Source organism: Pseudomonas parafulva, from assembly GCF_002021815.1.
Taxonomy (GTDB): Bacteria; Pseudomonadota; Gammaproteobacteria; order Pseudomonadales; family Pseudomonadaceae; genus Aquipseudomonas; species Aquipseudomonas parafulva_B.
Map to the genome: position 1 here is coordinate 4,116,417 of NZ_CP019952.1, position 24,131 is coordinate 4,140,547.

The window sequence follows — 24,131 nt, forward strand, 5'->3', positions numbered from 1 at the left end:
ACCCCCTTCTCAATCAGGATTTCAAGAAGCCGTTGGCGGCCAGGAAACTTTCGGTGATGCCACTGCCCTTGCTCGGCTCGGCCGCCTTGTCGCCCAGCAGCAAGCGCTCCAGGTAACGGGCCAGCAGGTCGACCTCAAGGTTTACCCGACACCCTGCGCGGTAGTCGGCCATGATGGTTTCGGACAGGGTGTGCGGGACGATGGTCAGCTCGAATTCGGCGCCATTGACCTCGTTGACCGTCAGGCTGGTGCCATCGACGGTGATCGAACCCTTGTGGGCGATGTACTTGGCCAGTTCTCGCGGCGCACGCACGCGAAACTGGATGGCGCGAGCGTTATCGCTGCGCGAGATGATTTCACCTACACCGTCGACGTGGCCGCTGACCAGGTGCCCCCCCAGGCGGGTGGTGGGCGTCAGCGCTTTTTCAAGGTTGACCTTGCTGCCACTTTTCAGGTCGACGAAGGCCGTGCGCTTGAGGGTCTCTACGCTGACATCGGCCCAGAAGCCGTTGCCTGGCAATTCCACTGCCGTCAGGCACACGCCATTGACGGCGATGCTGTCGCCAAGCTTGACGTCACCCAGGTCGAGCTTGCCGGTGTCGACGTGCACGCGCACGTCGCCGCCTTTGGGCGTCAGGCTGCGGATGGTGCCGATGGATTCGATGATGCCGGTGAACATGGGTCTTCCTCAAAACGGTGTGCGCGGGGCAAGCCGCGCATTATACGCCGGGAGCAGGCAGCGGTACGGCTGTGACCCGCCAGTCATCGCCTACTGCGCGCATGTCGGTGATCTGCAGCCGCGGTGCCTCGCTCATGCGGTTCAGTGGCCAGTCCAGCAGGGGACGTGCGCTTGAGCCCAGGAAGGTGCCGGCCATGAACAGCTGGTACTCGTCGACAAGGCCTTGCTGGGCGAAGGCACCCACCAGACCTGCGCCGGCTTCCAGCAGGATTTCGTTGACGCCACGGGCGGCCAGGGCTTGAAGCAGGGCACGCAGGTCGACATGGCCATTGTCACCCGGAAGGCTAAGCAGTTCATGGCCGGCAGCGGCATAACGTGGGTCATCTGCGACGGCGGTCACCACCAGCGCCGAGCCGGCCTGGAAGAATGGTGCCTGCAAGGGCAAGCGCAAACGGCCATCGACCAGCACCCGCAGCGGTGCCCGGCTCAGGGCAAGCGCGGTGGTTTCGGCGTCCAGGCCCAACTCGGCGCCACGCACCGTCATGCGTGCACCGTCAGCCAGCACGCTGCTTGCACTGGTCAGCACCACGCTTGAGCGCGCCCGCAGGCGCTGCACGGCAGAACGCGCCGCAGGGCCGGTGATCCACTGGCTTTCGCCGCTGGCCATGGCGGTACGACCATCCAGGCTCATGGCCAGCTTGGCGCGCACGAACGGCAACCCCTGCTCCATGCGCTTGAGAAACCCAGGGTTGAGTGCCCGTGCCTGCGCTTCGAGCACCCCGCTGGCCACGTCGATACCGGCCTGGGCAAGCCGCTGCAGGCCTTGCCCGGCCACCTGGGGATTCGGGTCCTGCATGGCGGCCACCACCCGCGCCACACCGGCCTTGACCAAGGCTTCGGCACACGGCGGCGTACGGCCATGGTGGCTGCAGGGTTCGAGGGTGACATAGGCACAGCCGCCCCGCGCACGCTCGCCTGCCTGGGCAAGCGCATGCACCTCGGCGTGTGGCTCCCCGGCGCGTACATGCCAGCCCTCGCCCACCACCTCGCCATCGCGGACGATGACGCAGCCCACACGCGGGTTGGGGTGGGTGGTGTAGAGCCCCTTGCGCGCCAACTCAAGCGCGCGGGCCATGTAATGGGCGTCAAGCACAGCTGCGGGGGTTTGCATGCTCACTCTTTGGCTGGCTCACGGGCCAGGCGGTCGATTTCTTCGCGGAATTCGTCAAGGTCCTGGAAGCGCCGATAAACCGAGGCGAAGCGGATGTAGGCCACTTCATCGAGCTTGCGCAACTCGCCCATCACCAGCTCGCCCACCACCAGCGACTTGACCTCGCGCTCACCGGTGGCCCGCAGCCGACTCTTGATGTGGGCCAGGGCGGCTTCGAGGCGCTCGACACTGACAGGGCGTTTTTCCAGCGCACGCTGCATGCCGGCCCGCAACTTGTCTTCGTCGAAGGGCTGGCGAGTACCGTCCTGCTTGATCAGCCGGGGTAGTACCAGCTCGGCGGTTTCGAAGGTGGTGAAGCGCTCGCCGCAGGCGACGCATTCGCGACGGCGCCGCACTTGCTCGCCCTCGGCGACCAGGCGCGAGTCGATGACCTTGGTGTCGTTGGCACCGCAAAACGGACAGTGCATGGTGGCAGGCAACAAAAAAAGGGAGGGCCATGGTAGCGCATCCCACTGGCAAGACAAGCCAAAGGGGTTAACATCCATGCAATTCTGCCCCTGAAGGACTACCCCATGCCTCTTCGCGCGCTTGCCGTGCTGTGCTGCGCCGCCCTGCTCACCGCCTGCGGCAGTGACCGGCCCAAGACCGAACAACCGCCTGCCCCGGCGCCCGCCAAGGTGGCCAAAAAGGCCCAGCCGCTTGGCCCCTTGCCGGCTTATCAGCGCGAGCTGAGCGGCACGTTGCTGGGAATCCCCGCAGGCGCAGAGGTGGAACTTGCCCTGCTGGTGATCGATGAGCGCGATCGGCCGCAACAGCTGCTGGCCAGTAGCACCCTGCCGGGTACCGGACAGGCCTTGCCCTACCAGCTGCGCTTCAATCCCGAGGCATTTCCGGCCGGCGCCAGGGTGGAGCTGCGCGGACGAGCCAGCCGCTCTGGCCAGTTGATCATGCACTTGCCGCCGCTGCGCATCACCCAGGCACAGACCCAGGCCACCGGCCCGCTGCAGTTCGAAAAGGCACCGTAAGTGGCGCCAGTGGCATTGCAACAGGCCCTGAGCGGCCTGATTGGCGAAGCACGGCTGGTGATCAGCGACCTGCCCGGCTGCACGTTGAAACTATGGCTGATCGATGACCAGAACATGGACCGCGCCTTCAGCAGTGAAGAAACCCGGCGCATTCTCGAAGACCCGCCGTACTGGAGCTTCTGCTGGGCCAGTGGCCTGGCCATGGCGCGCTACCTGGCCGAGCACCGGGAGTGGGTAGCCGGCAAGCGGGTGCTCGATTTTGGCGCCGGTTCCGGCATCGCCGGCATTGCCGCCGCCCGTGCAGGTGCGCTGGAGGTCGTGGCCTGCGACCTTGATCCGCTCGCCTTGGACGCCTGCCGTGCCAACGCCGCCCTTAACGAGGTAGAACTGGGCTACAGCAGCGACTTTTTTGCCGAAGATGACCGTTTTGACCTGATCCTGGTGGCCGATGTGCTCTACGACCGCGCCAACCTGCCGCTGCTCGATGCCTTCCTCGACCGGGGCCGACAGGTACTGGTAGCCGACTCGCGCGTGCGGGACTTCAGCCACCCTTTGTACCGATCGCTCGGGGTGCTCGACGCCTTGACCCTTCCGGACCTGGCCGAGCCGCACGAATTCCGCCGGGTCAGCCTGTACCACGCCAGCCGCGAGCCTTTATAGTGGTGTCATTCACGGATTTGCGAGAGTCGCGATGAGCCAGGACACCCCATACATCTTCGATGCCACCGATGCTACCTTCCAGCAGTTGGTGATCGAGAACTCATTCCACAAGCCGGTGCTGGTCGATTTCTGGGCCGAATGGTGCGCGCCGTGCAAGGCTCTAATGCCGCTTCTGGCGAAAATTGCCGAGGAGTACCAGGGCGAACTGCTGCTGGCCAAGATCAACTGCGACGTCGAGCAGCAGGTAGTGGCGCAATTCGGCATCCGCAGCCTGCCGACCGTGGTGCTGTTCAAGGATGGCCAGCCGGTCGACGGCTTTGCCGGCGCCCAGCCGGAATCGGCGATTCGCGCCATGCTCGAGCCGCATGTGCAGCTGCCGGCGCCACCCACCGCTTCGCCGCTGGAACAGGCGCAGGCGCTGTTCGCCGAAAGCCGTTTTGGCGAAGCCGAAGCCGTGCTGCAGCAATTGCTTGCCGAAGACAACAGCAACGCCGAAGGCCTGATTCTGTACGCCCGCTGTCTGGCCGAGCGCGGTGAACTGGGCGAAGCCCAGGTGGTGCTGGATGCGGTCAAGACAGAGGACCACAAGGCCGCTCTGGCCGGCGCCAAGGCGCAACTGACGTTCCTGCGCCAGGCCGCCAGCCTGCCGGAGGTTGCCGACCTGAAAAGTCGCCTGGCGCAGAATCCACAGGATGACGAAGCCACGTACCAATTGTGCATTCAGCAGCTGGCACGCCAGCAGTACGAGCCCGCGCTCGAAAGCCTGCTCAAGCTGTTCCAGCGCAATCGCGGTTACGAAAACGGGCTGCCACACAAGGCATTGCTACAGGTGTTCGAGTTGCTCGGCAGTGCCCATCCGCTGGTGGGTACGTATCGCCGTAAGCTGTTTGCAGCGATGTACTGACGCTTATCAGGCGTGGAGGCATGAGCAAGGTACGCCACCCTGCTCATGCCCTAGTGCTCAAACTCTGCTCTGGGATACGAGCGGCTCGGTACTGATCAGGCCCAGCACCTGTTGCCTGGGTTGCTCCGCCTTGCCCCGTGAGCCGGCCACTGACACGCTTGTCACGCCGTTCGAGGTCGTCTACGCCTTTTCGCCGGCCTGCCACACATACACCGGCGTTTCGCCCTCACTGAACACCCGCACTTGCCCATGGTGCCGCAACCGCACCAGCAACCGCTTGGCTGCGCCAAAGTCCCCCGTGAGGCCCTGCAAATGCTCAAGCAGCTCAGGCCCCTCCATCCGGCCAGCCGTGCGCAATAATTCGCAGGCTACCCGCCACGGCCCATCATCCTTTGCTGCTGCGGGAGGCACCGCGGCAGCTGGCTGGGGTGTCGAAGCGGGGAGCTGTTCGGCTGGCCGTGCCAACTGCGCCCATTCCTGGGGATCAAGCTCGATGGTCAAGTCCACCGGCCACTTACCGATCGTTCCACGAATTCTCACTGTAGGTCCTCGCTCAAGTCATTGTCGCCATGCTACCGCAACATGAAACCTGAGCCACGAGGCTGGCGGCCTGCCAAACAATCGTTATAACATAACTAATCCTACAATCCGCTCCTGGAGTCGCCCATGCGTCGTCTGCTGCTCGCCTTGCCCTTCGCCTGCTTGCCATTGGCCATGACGGCCCATGCCCACGGAGAACATGAGCATGATCACGGCCATGGCACGCTTGCCGCCCATGAGCATGGCGTGGCCAAGCTCAATGCCGTGCTTGACGGCAATACCCTGGAGCTTGAGCTGGACAGCCCGGCGATGAACCTGGTCGGCTTCGAGCACATGGCCAGCAGCGATGCCGACAAGGCCAAGGTGGCCGCGGTGCGTCAGCAGTTGGAACAGCCCCTGAAGTTGTTCGCCTTGACGGCGGCCGCGGGTTGCACACCAGACCAGCAAGAACTGCAAAGCCCGCTGTTTGGGGATGCCGCCAAGGCGGACGATGATGCCGACGAGCACGAAAAAGGCCACGTTCACAGCGACATCAACGCCCATTACCAACTCACCTGCACAGCGCCCGAAAAACTCACTCAGATCGACCTGTCGCCGCTGTTCAAGGCCTTCCCCGCCACGCAGAAAATCAATGTGCAATTGATCGGCCCGAACGGCCAGAAGGGGGTGGAAACCTCGCCAACCAAGGCTGTGGTCACACTCTGAATGAACCAGCCGCTGATCCACCTGCAAGACCTGGCGTTCGCCTGGCCGGGACAACCGCCGTTGCTGGATATCCCGGCCTTTGAACTGCAAGCCGGTGAAGCCGTGTTTCTCAAGGGCCCAAGCGGCAGTGGCAAGACCACCCTGCTGGGCCTGCTCGGCGGGGTCAACCGGCCAGGCCGTGGGCGAATCCAACTGCTTGGACAGGACTTGGCCCTACTCGGCCAAGGTGCCCGCGACCGTTTCCGTGTGGACCACACCGGCTACATCTTCCAGCAATTCAACCTGCTGCCGTTTCTCTCGGTGCGGGAAAATGTCGAGCTGCCCTGTCGTTTCTCGCGCAGCCGCGCCCAGCGTGCCGTCGAGCGCCACGGTAGCGTCGACCAGGCCGCCCGCGAATTGCTTGCCCACCTGGGCCTGGGCGATCCGCAGTTGCTCACGCGGCGAGCCGACAGCCTGTCGATCGGCCAGCAGCAACGCGTCGCCGCCGCCCGCGCCTTGATCGGCCAACCCGAGCTGGTGATCGCCGATGAACCCACATCAGCGCTGGATGCCGATACCCGCGAAGCGTTCATCGCGTTGCTGTTCGATGAATGCCGCGCGGCAGGCTCTAGCTTGCTGTTCGTCAGTCATGACCAGAGCCTGGCCCCGCTGTTCGACCGACACCTGTCCCTGGCCGAGCTCAATCGTGCCGCCAAGCCCCGGGAGGCATGATGTACCTGCTTCGCCTTGCCCTGGCCAGCCTGGCCAACCGCCGCTTCACCGCCTTTCTGACCGCGTTTGCCATCGCCTTGTCGGTTTGTCTGCTGCTGGCTGTCGAACGGGTGCGCACCGAAGCCCGCGCCAGCTTTGCCAGCACCATCAGTGGTACTGACCTGATTGTCGGTGCGCGTTCAGGTTCGGTGAACCTGCTGCTGTACTCGGTGTTTCGCATCGGCAATGCCACCAACAACATACGCTGGGACAGCTACCAGCACTACGCCCAGGACCCACGGGTGAAGTGGGCGATCCCCATCTCGCTGGGCGACTCGCACCGCGGCTACCGGGTGATGGGCACCACCGGCGCCTATTTCGACCACTATCAGTACGGGCGCAAGCAGCACCTGGCGTTGCGCGAGGGCCGGGAATTTGCCGACGATCCTTTCGAAGTGGTACTGGGCGCGGAGGTTGCCGACGCCTTGCACTACAAGCTGGGCGACAAACTGGTGCTGGCCCATGGCGTGGCGGCGATCAGCCTGGTCAAGCACGACGACAAACCATTTACCGTGGTCGGTGTACTCAAGCGCACCGGCACGCCGGTTGACCGCACCTTGCACATCAGCCTGGCCGGCATGGAGGCGATCCATATCGACTGGCACAACGGGGTGCCGGCCCGAGGTGCGGGACGCATCAGTGCAGAACAGGCGCGTGTCATGGACCTGCAACCCGCTGCGATCACGGCGTTCATGCTGGGCTTGAACAACAAGATCGCCACCTTCAGCCTGCAGCGCGAAATCAATGAATACCGCAGCGAGCCGCTGTTGGCGATTTTGCCGGGTGTGGCGTTGCAGGAGTTGTGGAGCCTGATGGGCACTGCCGAACAAGCCCTGTTCGTGGTCTCGCTGTTCGTTGTGCTGACCGGGCTGATCGGCATGCTCACGGCGATTCTTACCAGTCTGAACGAGCGCCGCCGGGAAATGGCGATCCTGCGCTCGGTAGGTGCACGACCATGGCACATCGCCGGGCTGCTGGTACTTGAGGCTCTGGCTCTGGCAACGGCCGGGATCGTTGCCGGGCTTGGCCTGCTGTACGCCGGCATCGCCCTGGCCCAGGGTTACGTGCAGGCCAACTATGGCTTGTACCTGCCATTGGCCTGGCCCAGCACGCATGAATGGTCGTTGCTGGCTATCATCCTTGGCGCAGCGCTGTTGATGGGCAGCGTTCCGGCATGGCGAGCCTATCGGCAGTCGTTGGCAGATGGTTTGTCGATCCACCTTTGAGAGCCTGTGATGATCCGATTTCTCACTGCCTGCCTCGGGGCTCTCCATGCGCTTGCAAGCGCATGGACATGCCGTATGGGGGCCCGCCTGCCAACCGGTAGCCCCGCCCGGCGCCTGCTTTTTTCGCTGCTCGTGATGCTTGCGGTTCCTGCATGGGCATCGCAGCCCAGAGAGCTCGACTGGCCCGCCCTGATCCCCGAAGGCGCACCGGTCGTCGCGCCGCAACTGGCGCCCCTGCATGACATGTCGCAGCTCAGCGATGCACTGTCTGCCGAGTCCGCCCCGGCCGCGCGCCAGCAGGCGCCTGCTGCACCCGTGGTGAACAGCCTCGATGGCCAGCAGATCAAGCTGCCGGGCTACATCGTGCCGCTGGAGGTCAATGAGCAAGGCCGCACCACCGAATTTCTGCTGGTGCCGTACTACGGTGCGTGCATCCACGTGCCCCCGCCCCCGTCGAACCAGATTGTGCACATCGTCAGTGAAATGGGCGTAAGGGTCGAAGATCTGTATCAGCCCTACTGGATAGAGGGCACGATGCATGTCAAACTCTCGAGCAGCGAACTGGCTGAGGCGGGTTACCAGATGGAAGCCGAGAAGATCTACGCCTACGAACTCAGATGAGCATTCCGAAGGCCGGTGCAGACGCTTCTTTGAGCTGGGTCAAACTTTCTGTTTAGTTGCATCCGTACCATTGGACTACACGATTATCAACGTCCTTTGGGAGCTTCCATGAACAAGTCCTTGCTCGGTGCCTCACTCGTGGCCCTGGCACTCACCGCCCCGGCTGCGCACGCTTATCAACCCGGTGATTTCATCGTACGTGCTGGCGCCATCACCACTGCGCCCAACGAGAGCAGCAGCGACCTGAAGTTCGACGGCAACAAAGTGGCAGGCACCAAGGCGACCCTGGACAGCGATACCCAGCTGGGTCTGGCATTCGCCTACATGCTCACCGACCACATTGGTCTGGAATTGCTGGCAGCCACGCCGTTCAAGCACACGGTAGGGGCGAAAGGGCTGGGCGGTGGGCTGGATGGCAAGCTGGCCGACATCAAGCAACTGCCGCCAACCCTTTCGTTGCAGTACTACCCGATGGAGGCGTCGTCGAAGTTCCAACCCTATGCGGGCGTGGGCATCAACTACACCTTGTTCTTCGATGAAGACCTGAGCAGCAACCGCAAGCAACAAGGGTTCAGCAACCTGAAACTGCAGGATTCGGTCGGGTTCGCCGGCCAGCTGGGCATGGACTACATGATCACCGACAACCTGCTGGTCAACGCCGCTGTCTGGTATGTGGACATCGACACCAAGGCCAGCGTGAACGGCCCGAGCGCCTTGGGCTATAGCAAGACCAAGGTCGACGTGGACGTGGACCCTTGGGTCTACATGGTCGGCCTGGGCTACAAGTTCTGATCGAGCGCTGTAAAACACACGGGGCGGCCAAGGCCGCCCCGTTTCGTTACTGTCGTACTGAGCGCCGGACTGGGCGCCCATCGGTCGCTAACGGAGCTTGCCCAACAACCGGGACAGCCCCTCCACCATCGAGGTGGCCCGCTTGAAGTCGAAGCGAGCCAGCAACCGCCTGTTGTCCGCACGCGAATGGCGGATGTCGCCCGAGCGCGGCGTGGTATAGCTGACTGCGGGCAAGCTGCCCACCACCTGCTGGAGCGCAGCGAGCATCTGGTTCAGTGACGTGGCCTGGTTGAGACCGATGTTCACGGCCCCCTCCTCGACCTGCGCTTGCTCGAGCGCTTGCACCATGACCTGTACCAGGTCACCCACATACAGGAAGTCCCGCGTCTGTTCGCCGTCACCGAACACGGTGATTGGCTGACCTTGCAGTGCACGCTCGCTGAAGATGCTGATGACGCCCGAATAAGGCGAGGAAGGGTCCTGCCGCGGCCCGAAGATGTTGAAGAACCGGAATATCACAGGCTCAAGCCCATGCTGGCGCCGGTAGAAGTCCAGGTACTGCTCGCTGGCCAGCTTGTCCACGGCATACGGTGTCAGCGGCGCCTTGGGCGTATCTTCGGCAATGGACTGGCCTTCACCGTTGTTGCCATAGACCGCTGCACTGGACGCGAACAACACGCGACGCACCCCGTGAACACGCATGGCTTCGCACACGTTGAGCGTGCCGATGAAATTGCTCTGGTGCGTGCGCACCGGATCGTCGACCGAAGCCTGCACCGAGGCCACCGCAGCCAAGTGCACCACGGCCTGGCAGCCTGCCGCTGCGCGTTGGACCAATTCGGCGTCGGCAACGTCCCCCTCGACAAGCTCAAGCAGGGGGTGGCCCAGTTGCAGGTTGTCGCGCTTGCCCGTGGAGAGGTCGTCGACAATGCGCACGGCGTAGCCACGCGCCAGCAAGGCGTCGCTCAGGTGAGAGCCGATGAAGCCGGCACCGCCGGTGATCAGGATGGGGGCATCAGCCATGGCGATAGAACCGGTCCAGAAGAGGCGGCAAGCCTGCACGCCAGGCACGGGGCTTGATACCGAAGGTGTGAAGGATTTTCTTGCACGCCAGCACTGCGTTCTGCGGCTCTTCGCAGGCATCCGGGCGCGCGGCATGGGCCTGCGGCGTTGGCGTCTGCACCGCGAGCTGTCGATGCTGGCCGGCCTCGGCGAGGATCGCCTGGCCTAGCGCCACAGGCGTGGTCGCTTCGTTCCCGGCGTAGTGGTAGGTACCCCACAACGGCGAATTGCAGTCCAGTTGCTTGAGCACCGAGAGAATGACCCTGGCCGCATCGTCGACGGGTGTCGGGTTGCCACGCCGATCATCGGCCAGCAGCAATTCCTGGGGTAGCTCGGCGCGCGTCAGGAAACGGCCAAGCAGGCCATCGATACTTTCGTCCAGCACCCAGCCGAACCGCAACAGCACATGTTGCGGGCAGGCCGCACGCACGCTTTGTTCGATACGCCAGAGCGCCTGCCCGCGCAGGCCAAGCGGCAATGGCTCGTCCTTTTCGCTGTAGGCGGTGGCACGCGAGCCATCGAACACGCGGTAGCTCGAGGGCTGGACCAGCGTGATCTGGTGGTGCTGGCACAACTCTGCCAGCCGCTCCACGGCGCGTTCCTGAAGCGCCAGACGCTGCTCGCTGACCGACTCGGCCTGGAACCAGTCGAAGTAATACGCCAGGTTGACCACGGCGTCGGGACGATGATCGTCGAGCAACTGGGTAAGGCTGGCAGGCGCCCAGCCCTCCTCTGGAGGGCGCGGCGCCATGAAAGCGATGTCCTCCTCGGCCCCAAGACGAATCAGCGCTTGCCCGAGGGCATTGCCACCACCCAACAGCATTAGGCGCATACGCATAGAGTCAGCAGATCCGGAGGTTGTAAGGGAAAGCGGCCATTTTGCGGTTTCCGGGCGGGGAAGTCCAACGTGGGGCCGTATGGGCATTGCTGCGGGAGAAGGTTGCCCCGTGGCCAACTTTTTCCTCGAGCACACATGACGCGACCACCTACTCGACTTCAAACAACCCATTCCTGAGCGGGCCCACATCCAATCGCTCGCGGATGTCTTCATCTATGCGGGGGTCATCAGGCCGGTACAGTTTTACCTGGCGGTAGGCGTTGATGCGATTGATCTCCTGCCCCAGGTACTCCCACACCACTCGGGTACAGGCGGGATTGCGCCGGTCGCCGCTGGACACGCCGGCCTTGAGGCCGTTGAGGCGGGTGATACGGCTTTTGAAGCTGGGGATGAGAATGGTCTGGCTCATCTCGTTGTAGGTAAGCGATTCGTAGTCGATCAGGAACACCCGGTCCTGCAACTGAAAAGCAGCCCCCAGGTACCGACAACGCACTTCGGCATGCTGGTCCGTTGCGCTCGACCGCTCCTGCCGCTCCTGGCGCTCGAACAGAAAGCGCCCGCCCTCCTCCCACAGATGCACCAGTGATACCAGGACCGTACCCGGCACCGACATGCAATTGGAGTACTCGAAGTAATACCCGCAGTAACGCGACAGGTTGCCCGCGTGATCATGCAGAGGCCGAAACAGCTCGCTGATCGGATCGCCGATTTGCTCGACCGAGGACGGTACTCGCGCGCCGATCAAGCGTGAAAACTGATCGGCGGGCAGGTCAAGCTCGTATTCCTCCACCCCGAAGAAATCGCCAATGCGTTTGAGGTTGTAAGCCGTCGGACGGCTTTGCCCGCTCAGGTATTTGTTGAACTGGGCGCGATTGATCGACAGTTGCCGGCAAACTTCGGAGATAGAGCGGTAGTGGCTGCAAGCCAGCTTGAGATTGGTAGCGAAATGCTCGCTCATGACAATGGCCTACGTGACGCGAATGGCGCCAGTTTAGCATCAAGTCGCATCAATTAAGACCAAGCCGCGAAATTGTAACGACTCTTGTCATGGCCAACCATGCGCCCCAACGAATAGCGGTGCGCCTGCCGGCCGCTGGTCTTTCCACACGAAGAATAAGAATCGAGGTCATTTTCCAATGCTCGAAGTACTCAACGATTTCCTTTCGGGGAAACTGCTCATCGTGCTGATCGTGGGGCTGGGTAGCTACTTCACCCTCCGTTCCCGGTTCGTCCAGTTCCGCCACTTCGCACACATGTTCGGTGTGTTCAAGGAATCGCTGCGTGGCCAGGCAGGCCAACTGAGTTCATTCCAGGCCCTGATGCTGAGCCTGGCCGGCCGAGTGGGCGCCGGTAACATTGCCGGTGTCGGCATCGCCGTGACCCTGGGCGGCCCAGGTGCCGTGTTCTGGATGTGGGTCACCGCGCTGGTGGGCATGTCGAGCAGCTTCTTCGAATGTACCTTGGCTCAGGTGTACAAGCGCGCCGACGGCGATGGCCTGTACCGTGGCGGCCCGGCCTACTACATTCAGCATGGCCTGAAGTACAAGGGCATGGCGATCGTCTTCTCGATCCTGCTGCTGGTCACCTATGGCTTCGCCTTCATCGGCCTGCAGTCGTACACCGTGACCCACTCGCTGCAAAACGCCTTCCACTTCGATCCGCGCCACACCGGCATCGTGCTGGCAGTGCTGCTGGCCATCACCTTCATTGGTGGCATCAAGCGCATCGCGGCGGTGTCCGACCTGCTCGTACCGATCAAGACCTTGGCCTACATCGGCGTGACCCTGTACGTGATCGGCACCCAGATCGAACACGTGCCGGCCATGCTCGAGACCATCTTCAAGAGCGCTTTCGGTCTTGACCCCGCGTTCGGCGGCCTGCTGGGCAGCGCCATCGTCATGGGCGTGAAGCGTGGCGTATTCGCCAACGAAGCGGGCCTTGGCAGTGCACCGAACGTGGCCGCCGTCGCAGCCGTGAAGCACCCAGGTGCCCAGGGCGTGGTACAGGCGTTCAGCGTGTTCCTCGATACGTTCGTGATCTGCACCTGCACCGCGCTGCTGATCCTGCTGTCGGGCTTCTACACCCCTGGTTTCGAGGGTGACGGCATTGTCCTGACCCAGAACTCGCTGGCAGCCGTGGTAGGCGACTGGGGCCGTATCTTCGTGAGCGTGGCGCTGTCGCTGTTCGTGTTCACCTGCATCCTCTACAACTACTACCTGGGCGAGAACAGCCTGCAGTTCCTCAGCCGTAACCGGGCTGTATTGATGGGCTTCCGTGCCCTGGTACTGGCATTGGTCGTGTGGGGCTCGATGCAGGACCTGACCACCGTGTTCGCCTTCGCCGACATAACCATGACGTGCCTGGCCTTCGTCAACCTGATGGCCCTGGCCTTGCTGTTCAAGGTTGGCCTGCGTGTGATGCGCGACTACGATGACCAGCGCAAGGCTGGCATCAAGCAGCCCGTGTTCGATTCGGCCAAGTTCGCCGACCTGGACCTGGACCGCAATGCATGGCCTGCCAACCCGCAGGTGGAAACAGCCGCTGACAAAGCTGTCGGCCAGGCTCAGCCGCTGCGCTGATAGGCTGACATCGCCAGCCGCCCTAGCGAGGGTTGTGCCAGTTGTTTGAGTCACCAGGGGCCGCATTGCGGCCCCACTAGCCTTCCCTCCAAAGCGCGGCTCTTCTTTCCCGTTCATCGCTACGGACGCTTTCCATGCGCGCAGTAAAGAACCTCCTCGTGCTCTACACCGGTGGCACCATCGGCATGCTCGAAACCCCGGAAGGCCTCGCCCCATCCGGCGGCTTCGAGTCCCGCATGCGCGATCATTTCGCCGTGATGGCCGACGCCCCCGAAGTCACCTGGACGCTCCAGGAACTGGACCCACTGCTCGACAGTGCCAACATGCAGCAGCACAACTGGCTGGCGATGCGTGATGCGATCGTCGATGCCGTGCGGGTCCGTGACCATGATGCGGTACTGGTACTGCATGGCACCGACACCCTGGCCTACAGTGCAGCGGCACTGTCGTTCCTGTTGCTGGGGCTGCCGGTTCCCATCCTGCTGACCGGCTCGATGCTGCCGGCGGGCGCACCTGGCAGCGATGCCTGGGACAACCTGTGCGGTGCACTGCGCCAGTTCGATCATCCCCTTGAAGCGGGCGTGCAGCTGTACTTCGCGGGGAAGCTGCTGCACGGTTGCCGCGCCTCGAAGCTGCGCAGCGAAGCGTTCGATGCCTTTGCAGCCCTGCCGCGCCACCGCCAGAGCGAGCACGTAGCCCCCTTGCCGGCACACTTGGGTTACCAGCAGCCCCGTCAGCGCGTAAACCTTGCGGTGGTGCCGGTGTTCCCTGGTTTGCAGGCCGGTCATCTGGACGCTTTGCTCGGCAGCGGCGTGCAGGGCTTGTTGCTGGAATGCTATGGCAGCGGCACTGGGCCGTCCGATGATCAGGCGCTGCTCGACACTTTGCGTGCAGCACGCGAGCGTGGGGTCATGTTGGTGGCCATTTCCCAGTGCCCGGAAGGCGACGTGGTCTTTGATACCTATGCCGCCGGTAGCCGCCTGCGGGCAGCAGGCCTGGTCAGCGGGGGCGGCATGACGCGGGAGGCGGCCCTTGGCAAGATGTTCGCGCTGTTGGGTGCCGGGCTGGACGTGGATGAGGCCGAGCAGTGGTTTGCCCTGGACCTGTGCGGCGAACGCTAGAAGTGGCGGAAGGCAGCGGGAGTCGAACCTGCCCGGGAACGGATGCCGTCCCCAACCGGGTTTGAAGCCCGGCCGCGCCACCGGGCGCGATTGCCTTCCTTGAAGTGGGTGCCTGGCCTTCTAGCGGGCCAGGGCACTGTCACTGCGGATGTACCGCTGATCGCCGACCCTGCGGGTCAGGCCGATCCGGTCGAAATACTCCAGGATCTGTACACTGCGCTTGCGACCGATGCCCAACATATCGCGAAATGCAGCAACCTGCACTACCGGCGTGTCACCCATGTGACGCTGCAGCAGCTCTGCCATACGCTGTAGAGTCGGTTCTGGGTAGAACAGGTCCCGCACCACCTGGTGCAGCAGCCCCAGGCGTGCGAGCTTGCGCAGTAGCAGGCGTACATCGGCCTCAGCGCACTTTTCCTCGCTCGCCAACGTCCTGACCCAAGGCGGATCGTAGGCTGCGGCCAGCAGTCTGGGCTGCAGGCGGGCCCAGAGCGCCTCATCTGCGGCACTGAGCTGGACCTGATGATCAGGCAAGTGCAGCCAGGGGCCGCTGCTGGCCACTGCGCCCTCGGCCAGCAACTGCTCAAGTAAACTGACGAACCCCGGCCTGTCCAATGGCAACGCCGCGAAACGGCGCAGTCTGTCACGGTCCGGGCCCAATTGATCAGGCTCCTGCTCATGAAAGGCCGCCAATTGGGCCAGCACACGTTGCTTGAGCGCCTGCCATTGCCTTGCGGCGAACAGCAACTGGCCTTGGCGGGTGGCGATCACGAGTACGTCGTCGGGTAATTGCCAGCTGTCACGCAGGCGATTGAACTGTCGCTCCAAGCGCTGTGGGTCCAGCCCACCCGGTGCGCTGGCAAGCAAACCCGGCAAGGCCTGCTCAAGGCCCGCACAGTCGCGCAGCACCTGCAACTGTTGCAGCCTTTCGGCGCTGCGGCGTTGTCGACTGGGGGCGAACGGGTCCAGGACCGTGCCGCCGCCAAGCGTGTATTGAGCGCGCTGATCGCGCAGCACCAGGCGGTCGCCATGCACCGCTTGCAAGGGGGCGTTGAGCAGCAACTGTGCGAACATGCGCTGCCCCGCCGCCAAGCTCTGCCCTTCGAGTAAAGCCACCCTGGCAGTTACGTCCTGGGTACCCAGGTGCACGTGCACCGCACTGAAATGCTCGAAGGCACGGGCTTGGCCGGGCAGCAGGCTCAAGTCAATATCGATGCGGGTGCTGGGCGCGTGCAACCACTGCGGCACCAGCCAATCTCCTCGGCGTATCTGGTCCACCGCCAGGCGCTCGGCGGCTATGTTGAGCGCCACACGCTGCCCTGCCTCCGCCACCAGCGCGGGCTGATTCTGGGCATGCAAACCGCGCACCCTCACCGGCCTGCCGGCCTTGCCCAGCAGCAACGTGTCGCCAGCGGTGATCCGCCCTGCCAGCGCCGTGCCAGTCACCACTACCCCCGCGCCCGTGACGGCGAACGCCCGGTCCACGGCAAGGCGAAAGCCTCCGGCCACACTGCGACGGCGGGCATGGGGCGCTGCCGCCAGCAGGGCTTGGCGCAAGGCGTCGATACCGGTGCCCGCGGTACTGGATACGGGAAATTGCGGCGCGTCGGCATACGGGCCAGGCGCCAGCAGTTGGCTGACTTGCTGCTTCACCGCTTCCACGCGTGCGGGCTCGACCCGGTCGCACTTGCTGATGGCCACCAGCGCCTGGGGAATGCCCAACAGTTCGATGATCGCCAGGTGCTCGCGGGTCTGCGGCATGACCCCATCGTCTGCCGCCACCACCAGCAGCACCAGGTCTATACCGTGGGCACCGGCCAGCATGTTGTGGATAAATCGCTCATGGCCCGGCACGTCGATGAAGCCAGTCAGTGGCGCCTGCTCGGCCAGCGACGCGTAGCGATAACCCAGGTCGATGGTCATGCCACGGGCCTGTTCCTCCTGGCGGTGGTCCCCGGCCTGGCCCGTAAGCGCTTGCAGCAGCGCCGTCTTGCCGTGATCGATGTGCCCGGCGGTCCCGACAATCACTGCAAGGCCCCCAATTGCAGGCCTGGCAGCTGCGCCAGCCATTGGGGTTCATCGTCCAGCTGGCGCAGGTCCAGCCACAGTGCATCGTCGTCGATGCGCCCAAGCACCGGCACCGGCAACTCGCGCAGCGCGCGCTCCAAGGCATGCAGGCTGCGCCCGCGCAGACGCTTGGACACCTGCGCACGCACGCACAAGGCGGCGCTGGGCAAGCGTGCGACAGGCTGACTGCCGCTGCCGATCATGCCCAGCGTCGGCTGTACGCTGACGCACCACTGCTCGCCCAGGCAGGTTTGCAACGCTGGCGCCACGCGCAGGGCCTGGGTATGAATCTCTGCCTGGGCACGCGTGAGCAGGCGCAGGCTGGGCAGGCGCTCGGCCAGGCGATCAGGGTTGCGGTACAGCGCCAGTACGGCCTCCAGGGCGGCTAGGGTGATCTTATCCACGCGCAAGGCGCGCTTGAGCGGGTTCTTCTTGATCCTGGCGATCAAGTCCTTGCGCCCGACGATGATCCCCGCTTGCGGGCCGCCCAGCAGCTTGTCGCCACTGAAGGTGACAATGTCGGCGCCATCGCTCAATGCCTGGCGCACCGTCGGTTCGGCCGGTAGTCCCCAGCGCGTGAGGTCCAGCAGGCTGCCACTGCCCAGGTCCTCGAGTAGCGGCAGGCCGTGCTGGCGGGCAATACGGGCCAGCTCCGTGGTGGGTACCTGGGTGGTGAAGCCCTGGATGCTGTAGTTGCTGCAGTGCACGCGCATCAGCAACCCGGTGCGCGGGCTGATGGCGGCCTCGTAGTCGCGGGCGTGGGTGCGGTTGGTGGTGCCGATCTCATGCAACCTGACGCCAGCCCGGGCCATGATGTCGGGTATCCGGAAGGCGCCACCGATCTCGATCAGTTCGCCACGGGAGATGATGCCTTCCTTGCGGGCGCCCAGGCTGTTGAGCGCCAGCAACACAGCGGCTGCATTGTTGTTCACCACGGTGACGGCCTCGGCGCCGGTCAGTTCGCGGATCAACCCCTCGATCAGGTCATCGCGATCACCGCGCTTGCCCGTGCTCAAGTCAAACTCGAGGTTCAGCGGGTAGCGCGCTGCGCACTCCATGGCCTCGATGGCTTCTTCAGGCAGCAAGGCGCGGCCCAGGTTGGTGTGTAACACCGTGCCAGTGAGGTTGAACACGCGGCGAACCTGGCTGCGCTGGTTGACATCGAGGCGTTCGCCGGCGCGGCCCAGCAGTACCTCGGGCGCCACCTCGGCAGCACCGAGCTGGCCATTGCGGACAAGGTCGCGCAAATCGTCCAGCAAGTGCCGCAAGGTCGACAGAACAGCTTCACGGCCGTAACGCTCGATCAGCGCTAGACAAGCCGGGTGGCGCAGGAGTGTATCGATGGAAGGCAGGCGAGGCGTGACGCTGGCTAAGCTGGAGGACATGCGGTACTACCTTGGACGGGTCCATTGTCTGCTGGCCTTGTGGAAGGCAAGCGACGGTAACGCAGACATCCGCAGGTTCGAGAACCTTCGAAATCCGTGTCAAGGGCGCTTGCCAGCGCAAGGCAACTCGGTCTCACAGTGTAGACAATCAACCGCTAGCCGGGCGAGACCATCAGGTTGGGTGCCAGACGATGGTACCCCTCCTCGTCCAGGCGCATGTCCAGGGCCAGGCTGGCCAGGTCGTCGGCCAAGGCTTCGGCTGCTGCGTCATTTTCCAGATAGTGTTGCTTGAGGTAGCTGTTGCACCCTGGGCAACACTCGGCGCGCAGCGGCGCTTTGCCGGGCCCGTGACGGTCATCGTCGAGCGCGCTGTAGCGCAGGTCTTTGCTGGAGTCGCAATACACGCACTTGACCCGCACCACGTGCCACTCGCAGGCGCACAACGAACAGGCAAGGTAACGCAAGCCGTTGTGCTTGCCACGGTTACGTACCACGCCCGCCATGGCCGGCGAACCGCATGCCGGGCATTGGGCAAGGCTGGCAGCGGGCTTGAGTTCGGTACTTGGCAGTGCCAGCAACCAGCTTGACCAGGCAGCCTGCAGGGCTGCGCCCACGAACGGCACCAGTGCAGGGGGCACGGCATCGTACTGGCCGCTGAGCAGGGCAATTGCCCAACCCTTGCGCTGGGTATCGTCACTGATGCGCAGCGTGTGCAGTGCTTCTTGCAGCGGGCCTTGGCCCGGCTCATCGAAATGATCGAGCAGCGCCTGCAACCAACCCAGCCATGCGCCTTCGCGCACAAGGCTGTCAGCCGCCAGGGGCGGTAGCCCGTGACTTATGCACAGGCGTTGGCGCTCCTGGGCAACAGGCAGCGCGCTAGGCGGGTTATCCACAAGCTGCTGCTGGATTCGGCATAGCCGCGCGATCAACAGCAAATAGTCGCCCATGGCATGGCCCTGGGCCAGGCGCTCCAGGCGAGCCGACCGCACGTCGAAGAGGTTGCCTGGCGGCAGGTGCAGAAACGGCGGCATGACGGCCGATGCTTCGATCTGCCCAGGTTCAAGTACGGTACTCAATCGTTCATCCTTCTTTTCGTCGGTGCTCGGTTGGCGTTTTGTCACCGGTCACGTCGCGATACCACAGTTCATGATGCTTGCGCGCCCAAGCCCGGCTGACCCAGCCATGCAGCATGGCGCCTACCGACCCCTTGATCCAGATACCGGCATAGATGTGCACGATGATGCTGAGCACCAGCACGAACGCTGCGAAGGCATGCAGCAAGGTGGCCAGGCGTATGGCGCCGATGTCGAAGAAGTGACTGAAGTAAGCGCGCCAGATCACCACCCCACTGACCATCAGGACCAGCATGCACACCAGCAGCGTCCAGAACAGCAGCTTCTGCCCGGCATTGTACTTGCCGATGGCAGGCACCCCTTCCTCCTGGTTGCGCATGACTCGATCGATTCTTCGCAACCACAGGCGGTCGTTGGCGGTAATGAAGTTGGCACGCCAGAAACGCACCACCAGGCCCAGGAAGAACACGAACATCGCCACACCCAGGAAAGGGTGCAGGATGCGCGTCCATGGCCCGCCGCCGAACAGATTGCTCAGCCAGAACAAGGCGGGGTGAAACAGCGCCAGCCCCGACAGGCCCGCCAGAAAGAACAGGATCGCCACTATCCAGTGGTTGCTGCGCTCGTTGGCGTTGTAACGCAGGATAGGCTTGTTGTCGTTCATGGCCGCTGCTCCCCTTGCCCATCGGGCCTGTTCGGGTCGAACACATGCACTGCCGGGTCTACCTGGTGCACGCTGGTGTCGGACGCTGCAGGTTGCTCGTCCTCCTCGACACGCTGCGGCCCGACCCGTACGTAGTGGAAGAAGCCGGCCAGTACCGCAGCCCCCATGGCCAGCAAGGCTAGAGGCTTGGTGAAGCCCTTCCACAACCCCACCAGCGGGCTGATCACCGGCTGGTCCGGCAGCCCGGCATACAGCTTGGGTGTATCGGCATGGTGCAGTACGTACATCACATGGGTCCCCCCTACGCCATCAGGGTCGTACAGCCCAGCGTTCTCGTAGCCTCGGGACTTGAGGTCGACGATGCGTTCATCGGCATGCACCTTCATCTCGTCCTTGCTGCCGAAGACGATGGCGCCGGTCGGGCAGGTTTTCACGCAGGCTGGCTCCAGTCCTACGCTGACGCGGTCGGAACACAGGGTGCACTTGTAGGCCTTGTGGTCCTTTTGCGAAATGCGCGGGATATTGAACGGGCACCCGGTGATGCAGTAGCCGCAGCCTATGCAATGGTCCTGGTTGAAGTCGACGATGCCGTTGGCGTGCTTGATGATTGCACCGGGGCTTGGGCACGCCTTCAGGCAACCGGGGTCTGCGCAGTGCATGCAGCCATCCTTGCGGATGAGCCACTCCAGGTTGCCGTCGTCGCGCTCGTGCTCGGTAAAGCGCATCAATGTCCAGGTTTCGGCGCTCAGGTCCTGAGGGTTGTCGTAGGTCCCGTGGTTGTGGCCTACCTCGTCGCGCAACTCGTTCCATTCCGAACACGCCACCTGGCAGGCCTTGCAGCCGATGCACTTGGTGGTGTCGATCAGCTTGGCAACCTGCTCCTGCTCGCGTACCGAAGGCGGCACTGTGGTGGTGGCCGACCGGGCGATGATGTCTTGGCTGGCCATCAGAGTTTCTCCACTTTGACGAGGAACGACTTGGACTCCGGTGTCTGGGTATTGCCATCGCCCAGGAACGGTACCAGGGTGTTGGTCAGGTACCCGTGCCGCGTGGACCCGGTAAAGCCCCAGTGCAGCGGGATGCCGATCTGATGCACCGTCTGGTTGTTGACCTGCAGCGGACGTATCCGCTTGGTCACCACCGCAACGGCATCGATATGCCCGCGCTTGCTCGACACACGCACCCTGTCGCCCGCCTTGATGCCTTTTTCATTGGCCAGTACTTCACCAATCTCGACGAACTGCTCAGGCTGGGCAATGGCGTTGAGCCGGCAATGCTTGCTCCAGAAGTGGAAATGCTCGGTCAGGCGGTAGGTGGTGGCCGCGTATGGGAATTCATCATGTGTACCCAAGGTGTCCCACACTGAATCGAAGATGCGCCCTGCCGGGTTGCTGACCACCTTCTTGTTGTTCGGGTGCAGGGGGTTGATGCCAATCGGTGTTTCGAAAGGCTCATAGTGCTCGGGGAACGGCCCTTCGGCCATCTTGTCGATGGCGAAGAAACGCGCCACACCCTCGGGGTTCATGATGAACGGGTTCATGCCCGCTTCCGGCGGCGAATCGACCTTGAAATCAGGCACGTCGGTCCCGCCCCATGCCTTGCCGTTCCACCAGACCAGACGCTTCTTCTCCGGATCCCAGGGCTTGCCTTGCGGGTCGCTGGAAGCACGGTTATAGAGAATGCGTCGGTTGGCCGGCCACGCCCATGCCCAGTTCTGCACCTGATGCATGCCATAGGGGTCGCTGTTGTCGCGGCGCGCCATCTGGTTGCCCTGCTCGGTCCAGCAGCCGGCGAAGATCCAGCAACCAGAAGCCGTGCTGCCGTCGTCCTTGAGCTGGCCGAAGCCCGACAGTTGCTGACCGGACTTGACGGTCGCACCGGTCGGGTCGGTGAAGTCCGTCACGGCCCAGCCGTTCATCTCCTTCGCCAGTTCCTCAGGCGACGGCTCTTCGGCGATCTTGTACGGCCAGTGGATGTTCAGCAGTGGCTCGGGGTAGGCCCCCCCTTCCTTCTGGTACCGCTGCCGCAAGCGCAGGAACAGCTCGCTCATGATCTGCACGTCAGTGCGGGTTTCACCCGGGCCGTCGGCGCCTTTCCAGTGCCATTGCAGCCAGCGGCTGCTGTTGACCAGCGAGCCATCCTCTTCGGCGAAGCAGGTGGTGGGCAGGCGGATCACCTCGGTCTGAATACCGGCCGTGTCCACATCGTTGAACGGCCCCACGTTGCGCCAGAACTCGGATGTCTCGGTGGCCAACGGGTCCATGACCACCAGCCACTTGAGCTTGGCCAGTGCCGCGGTCACGCGGTTCTTGTCAGGGAGGGCGGCAATCGGGTTGAAACCCTGGCACATGTAGCCGTTGACCTTGCCTTGGCTCATCATTTCGAACATGCGCAGCACGTCGTAGGCAGGCACGTCGAGCTTGGGCAGCCAATCGTAGCCCCAGTTGTTCTCGGCGGTGGCGTTGGGGCCGTACCAGGCTTTCATGAGGCTGACGTGGAACTTGCCGTAGTTCTGCCAGTAGGACAGCTGCCCCGGGCGCAGCGGCTTGGATGCACGCTTGTCGATGAACGCGGCGTAGTCCTGCTCGGCGTCGCCGGCAAGCGTCAAGTAACCCGGCAGCGAGTTGGATAGCAACCCCAGGTCAGTCAAGCCCTGAATGTTGGAGTGACCACGCAAGGCATTCACGCCCCCGCCTGGCATGCCGACGTTGCCCAGCAACAGCTGCACCATCGCCGCGCTACGGATGATCTGCGCGCCGATCGAATGCTGCGTCCACCCCAGCGCATACAGGATCGTCATGGTCTTGCCCGGCGCCGAGCATGTCGCGATTTCTTCCCACACCTTCATCATGGCGTCCTGCGGCATGCCACAGGTCATGCTCGCCAATTCCGGGGTGTAGCGGCTGTAGTGCTGCTTCATCAGCTGGAATACACAGCGTGGGTGCTGCAGTGTCGGGTCTACCTTGGCAAAACCGTCCTCGCCCAGCTCGTAACCCCAGCCAGACTTGTCGGCATAGATGCGCTTGCTCTCGTCATAGCCGCTGAACAGGCCATCCTCGAAGCCATAGGTGTCCTTGACGATGAAGGATACGTCAGTGTAGTTGCGCACATACTCGTGCTGGATCTTGTCATTGCTCAGCAGGTAATTGATCAACCCACCCATGAACGCGATGTCGGTGCCGGTACGGATAGGCGCGTAGTAATCGGCCACCGAAGCGGTACGGGTAAACCTTGGGTCGACCACGATCAGCCGCGCCTTGTTGTGCGCTTTGGCCTCGGTCACCCATTTGAAGCCGCACGGGTGCGCTTCTGCTGCGTTGCCACCCATCACCAGGACCAGATTCGCATTAGCGATATCGGACCAGTGGTTGGTCATGGCGCCACGGCCGTACGTCGGGGCAAGACTTGCCACCGTCGGGCCATGTCAGACACGTGCTTGGTTATCGAACCCCAGCATGCCTGTTGCGCGAACGACCTTGTGAGTCAGGTAGCCGGCCTCGCTGGAGGCGGCGGAAGCGGCAAGAAAACCGGTGGTGAGCCAGCGGTTGACCGTCTGCCCCTGGGCGTTTTTCTCAATGAAGTTCGCGTCGCGGTCTTCCTTCATCAAGGTGGCCACGCGATCGAGCGCTTCGTCCCAGCTGACGCGTACCCACTCGTTGCTACCCGGCTTGCGTACTTCTGGGTACTTGAGGCGGCTGGGGCTATGGATGAAGTCGAGCAGACCCGCGCCTTTGGGGCAAAGGGTGCCGCGGTTCACCGGATGGTCGGCGTCACCTTCGATGTGGATGATGTTCTGCTTGACGTTCTTGCCCGCATCGCCCTGGCTGTACAGGATCAAGCCGCAGCCGACCGAGCAGTAAGGGCAGGTGTTACGGGTTTCCTTGGTATGCGCCAGCTTGAAGTGGCGCACTTGCTCGGCGAACGCAGGCGTAGGGGCCATGCCCAGCGCCGCAAGGCTCGAGCCTCCAAGGCCGACGGCGGCGACCTTGAAGAATTGCCGACGGTTGAGATCCATCGTGCACTCCTGATCAGATTTGGGCGCACGGAACATGGCCGGCGCCTCTTGGTAGTCACGGTGACGGCGGTTTGAGGACCGCCAACAGGTAAGACTAGCAAGGAATCGAAAAGGTGCGATGACGTGGATCAATCGGGTGTGATTGAAAATTTTGTAAGACGGGTCTGATGCACTTGTAGAATCAGTAAATGCAAGCCAAAAAAAACCCAGGGGTATGAACCCTGGGTTTCGGTGGGGAAACGCTTAACGTTCGA

The 24,131-nt window shown here is 63.3% G+C and carries 23 protein-coding genes and 1 tRNA gene; 10 read left to right on the forward strand and 14 right to left on the reverse strand.

Annotated elements, in window-relative coordinates:
* Positions 1 to 13: 13 nt before the first annotated feature.
* Genes B2J77_RS18470 through nrdR form a run of 3 tightly spaced genes read right to left on the reverse strand, consistent with a single transcriptional unit; the run spans position 14 to position 2,317 of the window.
* Positions 14 to 679 (reverse strand): riboflavin synthase, encoded by a 666-nt coding sequence (locus tag B2J77_RS18470; RefSeq protein ID WP_078479190.1) that lies wholly within the window; start codon positions 677 to 679, stop codon positions 14 to 16.
* A gap of 40 nt (positions 680 to 719) precedes the next feature.
* Positions 720 to 1,850, reverse strand: a complete 1,131-nt coding sequence (ribD, locus tag B2J77_RS18475; RefSeq protein WP_058638670.1) for a bifunctional diaminohydroxyphosphoribosylaminopyrimidine deaminase/5-amino-6-(5-phosphoribosylamino)uracil reductase RibD — start codon at positions 1,848 to 1,850, stop codon at positions 720 to 722.
* Between the two features lie 2 nt (positions 1,851 to 1,852).
* A complete protein-coding gene (gene nrdR / locus B2J77_RS18480) occupies positions 1,853 to 2,317 on the reverse strand; it encodes a transcriptional regulator NrdR (RefSeq protein ID WP_027915127.1) in 465 nt (154 codons plus the stop codon).
* A gap of 105 nt (positions 2,318 to 2,422) precedes the next feature.
* On the opposite strand from nrdR, the gene B2J77_RS18485 reads away from it, so the two are divergent.
* From B2J77_RS18485 to trxA, 3 genes are read left to right on the forward strand one after another with little or no spacing between them, the layout of a single operon-like run.
* The gene (locus tag B2J77_RS18485) at positions 2,423 to 2,875 is read left to right on the forward strand and encodes a YbaY family lipoprotein (protein ID WP_058638671.1); all 453 of its coding nucleotides are present in this window, start codon (positions 2,423 to 2,425) and stop codon (positions 2,873 to 2,875) included.
* Complete coding sequence (locus B2J77_RS18490; protein WP_078479192.1) at positions 2,876 to 3,535, forward strand: class I SAM-dependent methyltransferase; 660 nt, start codon at positions 2,876 to 2,878, stop codon at positions 3,533 to 3,535.
* A gap of 31 nt (positions 3,536 to 3,566) precedes the next feature.
* Positions 3,567 to 4,439 carry a thioredoxin gene (gene trxA, locus B2J77_RS18495; RefSeq protein ID WP_058603969.1) on the forward strand — a complete coding sequence of 291 codons (873 nt, stop codon included), beginning with the start codon at positions 3,567 to 3,569 and terminating at the stop codon, positions 4,437 to 4,439.
* A gap of 180 nt (positions 4,440 to 4,619) precedes the next feature.
* Here trxA and B2J77_RS18500 read toward each other — a convergent pair whose 3' ends face one another.
* Positions 4,620 to 4,979 (reverse strand): hypothetical protein, encoded by a 360-nt coding sequence (locus B2J77_RS18500; RefSeq protein WP_058638672.1) that lies wholly within the window; start codon positions 4,977 to 4,979, stop codon positions 4,620 to 4,622.
* Between the two features lie 126 nt (positions 4,980 to 5,105).
* Between B2J77_RS18500 and B2J77_RS18505 the strand changes: the two genes are divergently transcribed.
* The 5 genes from B2J77_RS18505 to B2J77_RS18525 all read left to right on the forward strand — a co-directional run bounded on the left by B2J77_RS18505 (position 5,106) and on the right by B2J77_RS18525 (position 9,073).
* Positions 5,106 to 5,684: a DUF2796 domain-containing protein gene (locus B2J77_RS18505; RefSeq protein WP_058638673.1), complete on the forward strand. Its 579-nt coding sequence runs from the start codon at positions 5,106 to 5,108 to the stop codon at positions 5,682 to 5,684.
* Complete coding sequence (locus tag B2J77_RS18510; protein WP_058638674.1) at positions 5,685 to 6,395, forward strand: ABC transporter ATP-binding protein; 711 nt, start codon at positions 5,685 to 5,687, stop codon at positions 6,393 to 6,395.
* Positions 6,395 to 7,660 (forward strand): ABC transporter permease, encoded by a 1,266-nt coding sequence (locus tag B2J77_RS18515; RefSeq protein WP_078479193.1) that lies wholly within the window; start codon positions 6,395 to 6,397, stop codon positions 7,658 to 7,660. The genes B2J77_RS18510 and B2J77_RS18515 overlap by 1 nt, the downstream gene beginning before the upstream one ends.
* A gap of 135 nt (positions 7,661 to 7,795) precedes the next feature.
* Positions 7,796 to 8,281, forward strand: a complete 486-nt coding sequence (locus B2J77_RS18520; RefSeq protein ID WP_416231928.1) for a DUF3299 domain-containing protein — start codon at positions 7,796 to 7,798, stop codon at positions 8,279 to 8,281.
* A gap of 108 nt (positions 8,282 to 8,389) precedes the next feature.
* Positions 8,390 to 9,073, forward strand: coding sequence for an OmpW/AlkL family protein (locus tag B2J77_RS18525; RefSeq protein WP_078479195.1), 684 nt, complete (start codon positions 8,390 to 8,392; stop codon positions 9,071 to 9,073).
* Between the two features lie 87 nt (positions 9,074 to 9,160).
* Here B2J77_RS18525 and B2J77_RS18530 read toward each other — a convergent pair whose 3' ends face one another.
* The 3 genes from B2J77_RS18530 to B2J77_RS18540 form a co-directional block, all read right to left on the reverse strand.
* The gene (locus B2J77_RS18530) at positions 9,161 to 10,096 is read right to left on the reverse strand and encodes an NAD-dependent epimerase/dehydratase family protein (RefSeq protein WP_058603962.1); all 936 of its coding nucleotides are present in this window, start codon (positions 10,094 to 10,096) and stop codon (positions 9,161 to 9,163) included.
* Positions 10,089 to 10,973 (reverse strand): sugar nucleotide-binding protein, encoded by an 885-nt coding sequence (locus B2J77_RS18535; protein ID WP_058638678.1) that lies wholly within the window; start codon positions 10,971 to 10,973, stop codon positions 10,089 to 10,091. The genes B2J77_RS18530 and B2J77_RS18535 overlap by 8 nt, the downstream gene beginning before the upstream one ends.
* Before the next feature lie 148 nt (positions 10,974 to 11,121).
* Entirely contained in the window at positions 11,122 to 11,931 is an 810-nt protein-coding gene (locus B2J77_RS18540) for a helix-turn-helix domain-containing protein (protein ID WP_058638679.1), read from the reverse strand.
* 178 nt (positions 11,932 to 12,109) lie between these two features.
* Between B2J77_RS18540 and B2J77_RS18545 the strand changes: the two genes are divergently transcribed.
* Both B2J77_RS18545 and B2J77_RS18550 read left to right on the forward strand, forming a co-directional pair.
* Positions 12,110 to 13,552, forward strand: coding sequence for an alanine/glycine:cation symporter family protein (locus B2J77_RS18545; protein WP_058638680.1), 1,443 nt, complete (start codon positions 12,110 to 12,112; stop codon positions 13,550 to 13,552).
* A 134-nt stretch (positions 13,553 to 13,686) separates the two neighbouring features.
* The gene (locus tag B2J77_RS18550; protein WP_058638681.1) at positions 13,687 to 14,673 is read left to right on the forward strand and encodes an asparaginase; all 987 of its coding nucleotides are present in this window, start codon (positions 13,687 to 13,689) and stop codon (positions 14,671 to 14,673) included.
* A 3-nt stretch (positions 14,674 to 14,676) separates the two neighbouring features.
* Here B2J77_RS18550 and B2J77_RS18555 read toward each other — a convergent pair.
* The 7 genes from B2J77_RS18555 to fdnG all read right to left on the reverse strand — a co-directional run bounded on the left by B2J77_RS18555 (position 14,677) and on the right by fdnG (position 23,877).
* Positions 14,677 to 14,772: transfer RNA gene (locus B2J77_RS18555), tRNA-Sec, on the reverse strand.
* Positions 14,773 to 14,793: 21 nt separating this feature from the next.
* Positions 14,794 to 16,701, reverse strand: coding sequence for a selenocysteine-specific translation elongation factor (gene selB / locus B2J77_RS18560; protein ID WP_058638691.1), 1,908 nt, complete (start codon positions 16,699 to 16,701; stop codon positions 14,794 to 14,796).
* Positions 16,698 to 18,125, reverse strand: coding sequence for an L-seryl-tRNA(Sec) selenium transferase (gene selA / locus B2J77_RS18565; protein WP_058638682.1), 1,428 nt, complete (start codon positions 18,123 to 18,125; stop codon positions 16,698 to 16,700). Before selA ends, selB begins: the two co-directional genes overlap by 4 nt.
* A 155-nt stretch (positions 18,126 to 18,280) precedes the next feature.
* Positions 18,281 to 19,201, reverse strand: coding sequence for a formate dehydrogenase accessory protein FdhE (gene fdhE / locus B2J77_RS18570; RefSeq protein WP_078479196.1), 921 nt, complete (start codon positions 19,199 to 19,201; stop codon positions 18,281 to 18,283).
* Between the two features lie 4 nt (positions 19,202 to 19,205).
* A complete protein-coding gene (locus B2J77_RS18575) occupies positions 19,206 to 19,862 on the reverse strand; it encodes a formate dehydrogenase subunit gamma (protein ID WP_058638684.1) in 657 nt (218 codons plus the stop codon).
* The gene (fdxH, locus tag B2J77_RS18580; protein WP_078479197.1) at positions 19,859 to 20,809 is read right to left on the reverse strand and encodes a formate dehydrogenase subunit beta; all 951 of its coding nucleotides are present in this window, start codon (positions 20,807 to 20,809) and stop codon (positions 19,859 to 19,861) included. The genes B2J77_RS18575 and fdxH overlap by 4 nt, the downstream gene beginning before the upstream one ends.
* On the reverse strand, positions 20,809 to 23,877 hold the full coding sequence (gene fdnG, locus B2J77_RS18585; RefSeq protein WP_153302521.1) for a formate dehydrogenase-N subunit alpha: 3,069 nt from the start codon (positions 23,875 to 23,877) through the stop codon (positions 20,809 to 20,811). The genes fdxH and fdnG overlap by 1 nt, the downstream gene beginning before the upstream one ends.
* Positions 23,878 to 24,131 lie beyond the last annotated feature (254 nt).

Excerpts from the sequence above, each read along its gene's own strand:
- selA (WP_058638682.1), bottom strand. The coding sequence starts at position 18,125 with ATGTCCTCCAGCTTAGCCAGCGTCACGCCTCGCCTGCCTTCCATCGAT.
- trxA (WP_058603969.1), top strand. The coding sequence starts at position 3,567 with ATGAGCCAGGACACCCCATACATCTTCGATGCCACCGATGCTACCTTC.
- ribD (WP_058638670.1), bottom strand. The coding sequence starts at position 1,850 with ATGCAAACCCCCGCAGCTGTGCTTGACGCCCATTACATGGCCCGCGCG.
- B2J77_RS18550 (WP_058638681.1), top strand. The coding sequence starts at position 13,687 with ATGCGCGCAGTAAAGAACCTCCTCGTGCTCTACACCGGTGGCACCATC.
- B2J77_RS18530 (WP_058603962.1), bottom strand. The coding sequence starts at position 10,096 with ATGGCTGATGCCCCCATCCTGATCACCGGCGGTGCCGGCTTCATCGGC.
- B2J77_RS18535 (WP_058638678.1), bottom strand. The coding sequence starts at position 10,973 with ATGCGTATGCGCCTAATGCTGTTGGGTGGTGGCAATGCCCTCGGGCAA.
- B2J77_RS18575 (WP_058638684.1), bottom strand. The coding sequence starts at position 19,862 with ATGAACGACAACAAGCCTATCCTGCGTTACAACGCCAACGAGCGCAGC.
- B2J77_RS18520 (WP_416231928.1), top strand. The coding sequence starts at position 7,796 with ATGCTTGCGGTTCCTGCATGGGCATCGCAGCCCAGAGAGCTCGACTGG.
- B2J77_RS18540 (WP_058638679.1), bottom strand. The coding sequence starts at position 11,931 with ATGAGCGAGCATTTCGCTACCAATCTCAAGCTGGCTTGCAGCCACTAC.
- B2J77_RS18525 (WP_078479195.1), top strand. The coding sequence starts at position 8,390 with ATGAACAAGTCCTTGCTCGGTGCCTCACTCGTGGCCCTGGCACTCACC.
- fdxH (WP_078479197.1), bottom strand. The coding sequence starts at position 20,809 with ATGGCCAGCCAAGACATCATCGCCCGGTCGGCCACCACCACAGTGCCG.
- B2J77_RS18510 (WP_058638674.1), top strand. The coding sequence starts at position 5,685 with ATGAACCAGCCGCTGATCCACCTGCAAGACCTGGCGTTCGCCTGGCCG.
- B2J77_RS18515 (WP_078479193.1), top strand. The coding sequence starts at position 6,395 with ATGTACCTGCTTCGCCTTGCCCTGGCCAGCCTGGCCAACCGCCGCTTC.
- nrdR (WP_027915127.1), bottom strand. The coding sequence starts at position 2,317 with ATGCACTGTCCGTTTTGCGGTGCCAACGACACCAAGGTCATCGACTCG.
- B2J77_RS18485 (WP_058638671.1), top strand. The coding sequence starts at position 2,423 with ATGCCTCTTCGCGCGCTTGCCGTGCTGTGCTGCGCCGCCCTGCTCACC.
- B2J77_RS18470 (WP_078479190.1), bottom strand. The coding sequence starts at position 679 with ATGTTCACCGGCATCATCGAATCCATCGGCACCATCCGCAGCCTGACG.
- B2J77_RS18505 (WP_058638673.1), top strand. The coding sequence starts at position 5,106 with ATGCGTCGTCTGCTGCTCGCCTTGCCCTTCGCCTGCTTGCCATTGGCC.
- B2J77_RS18545 (WP_058638680.1), top strand. The coding sequence starts at position 12,110 with ATGCTCGAAGTACTCAACGATTTCCTTTCGGGGAAACTGCTCATCGTG.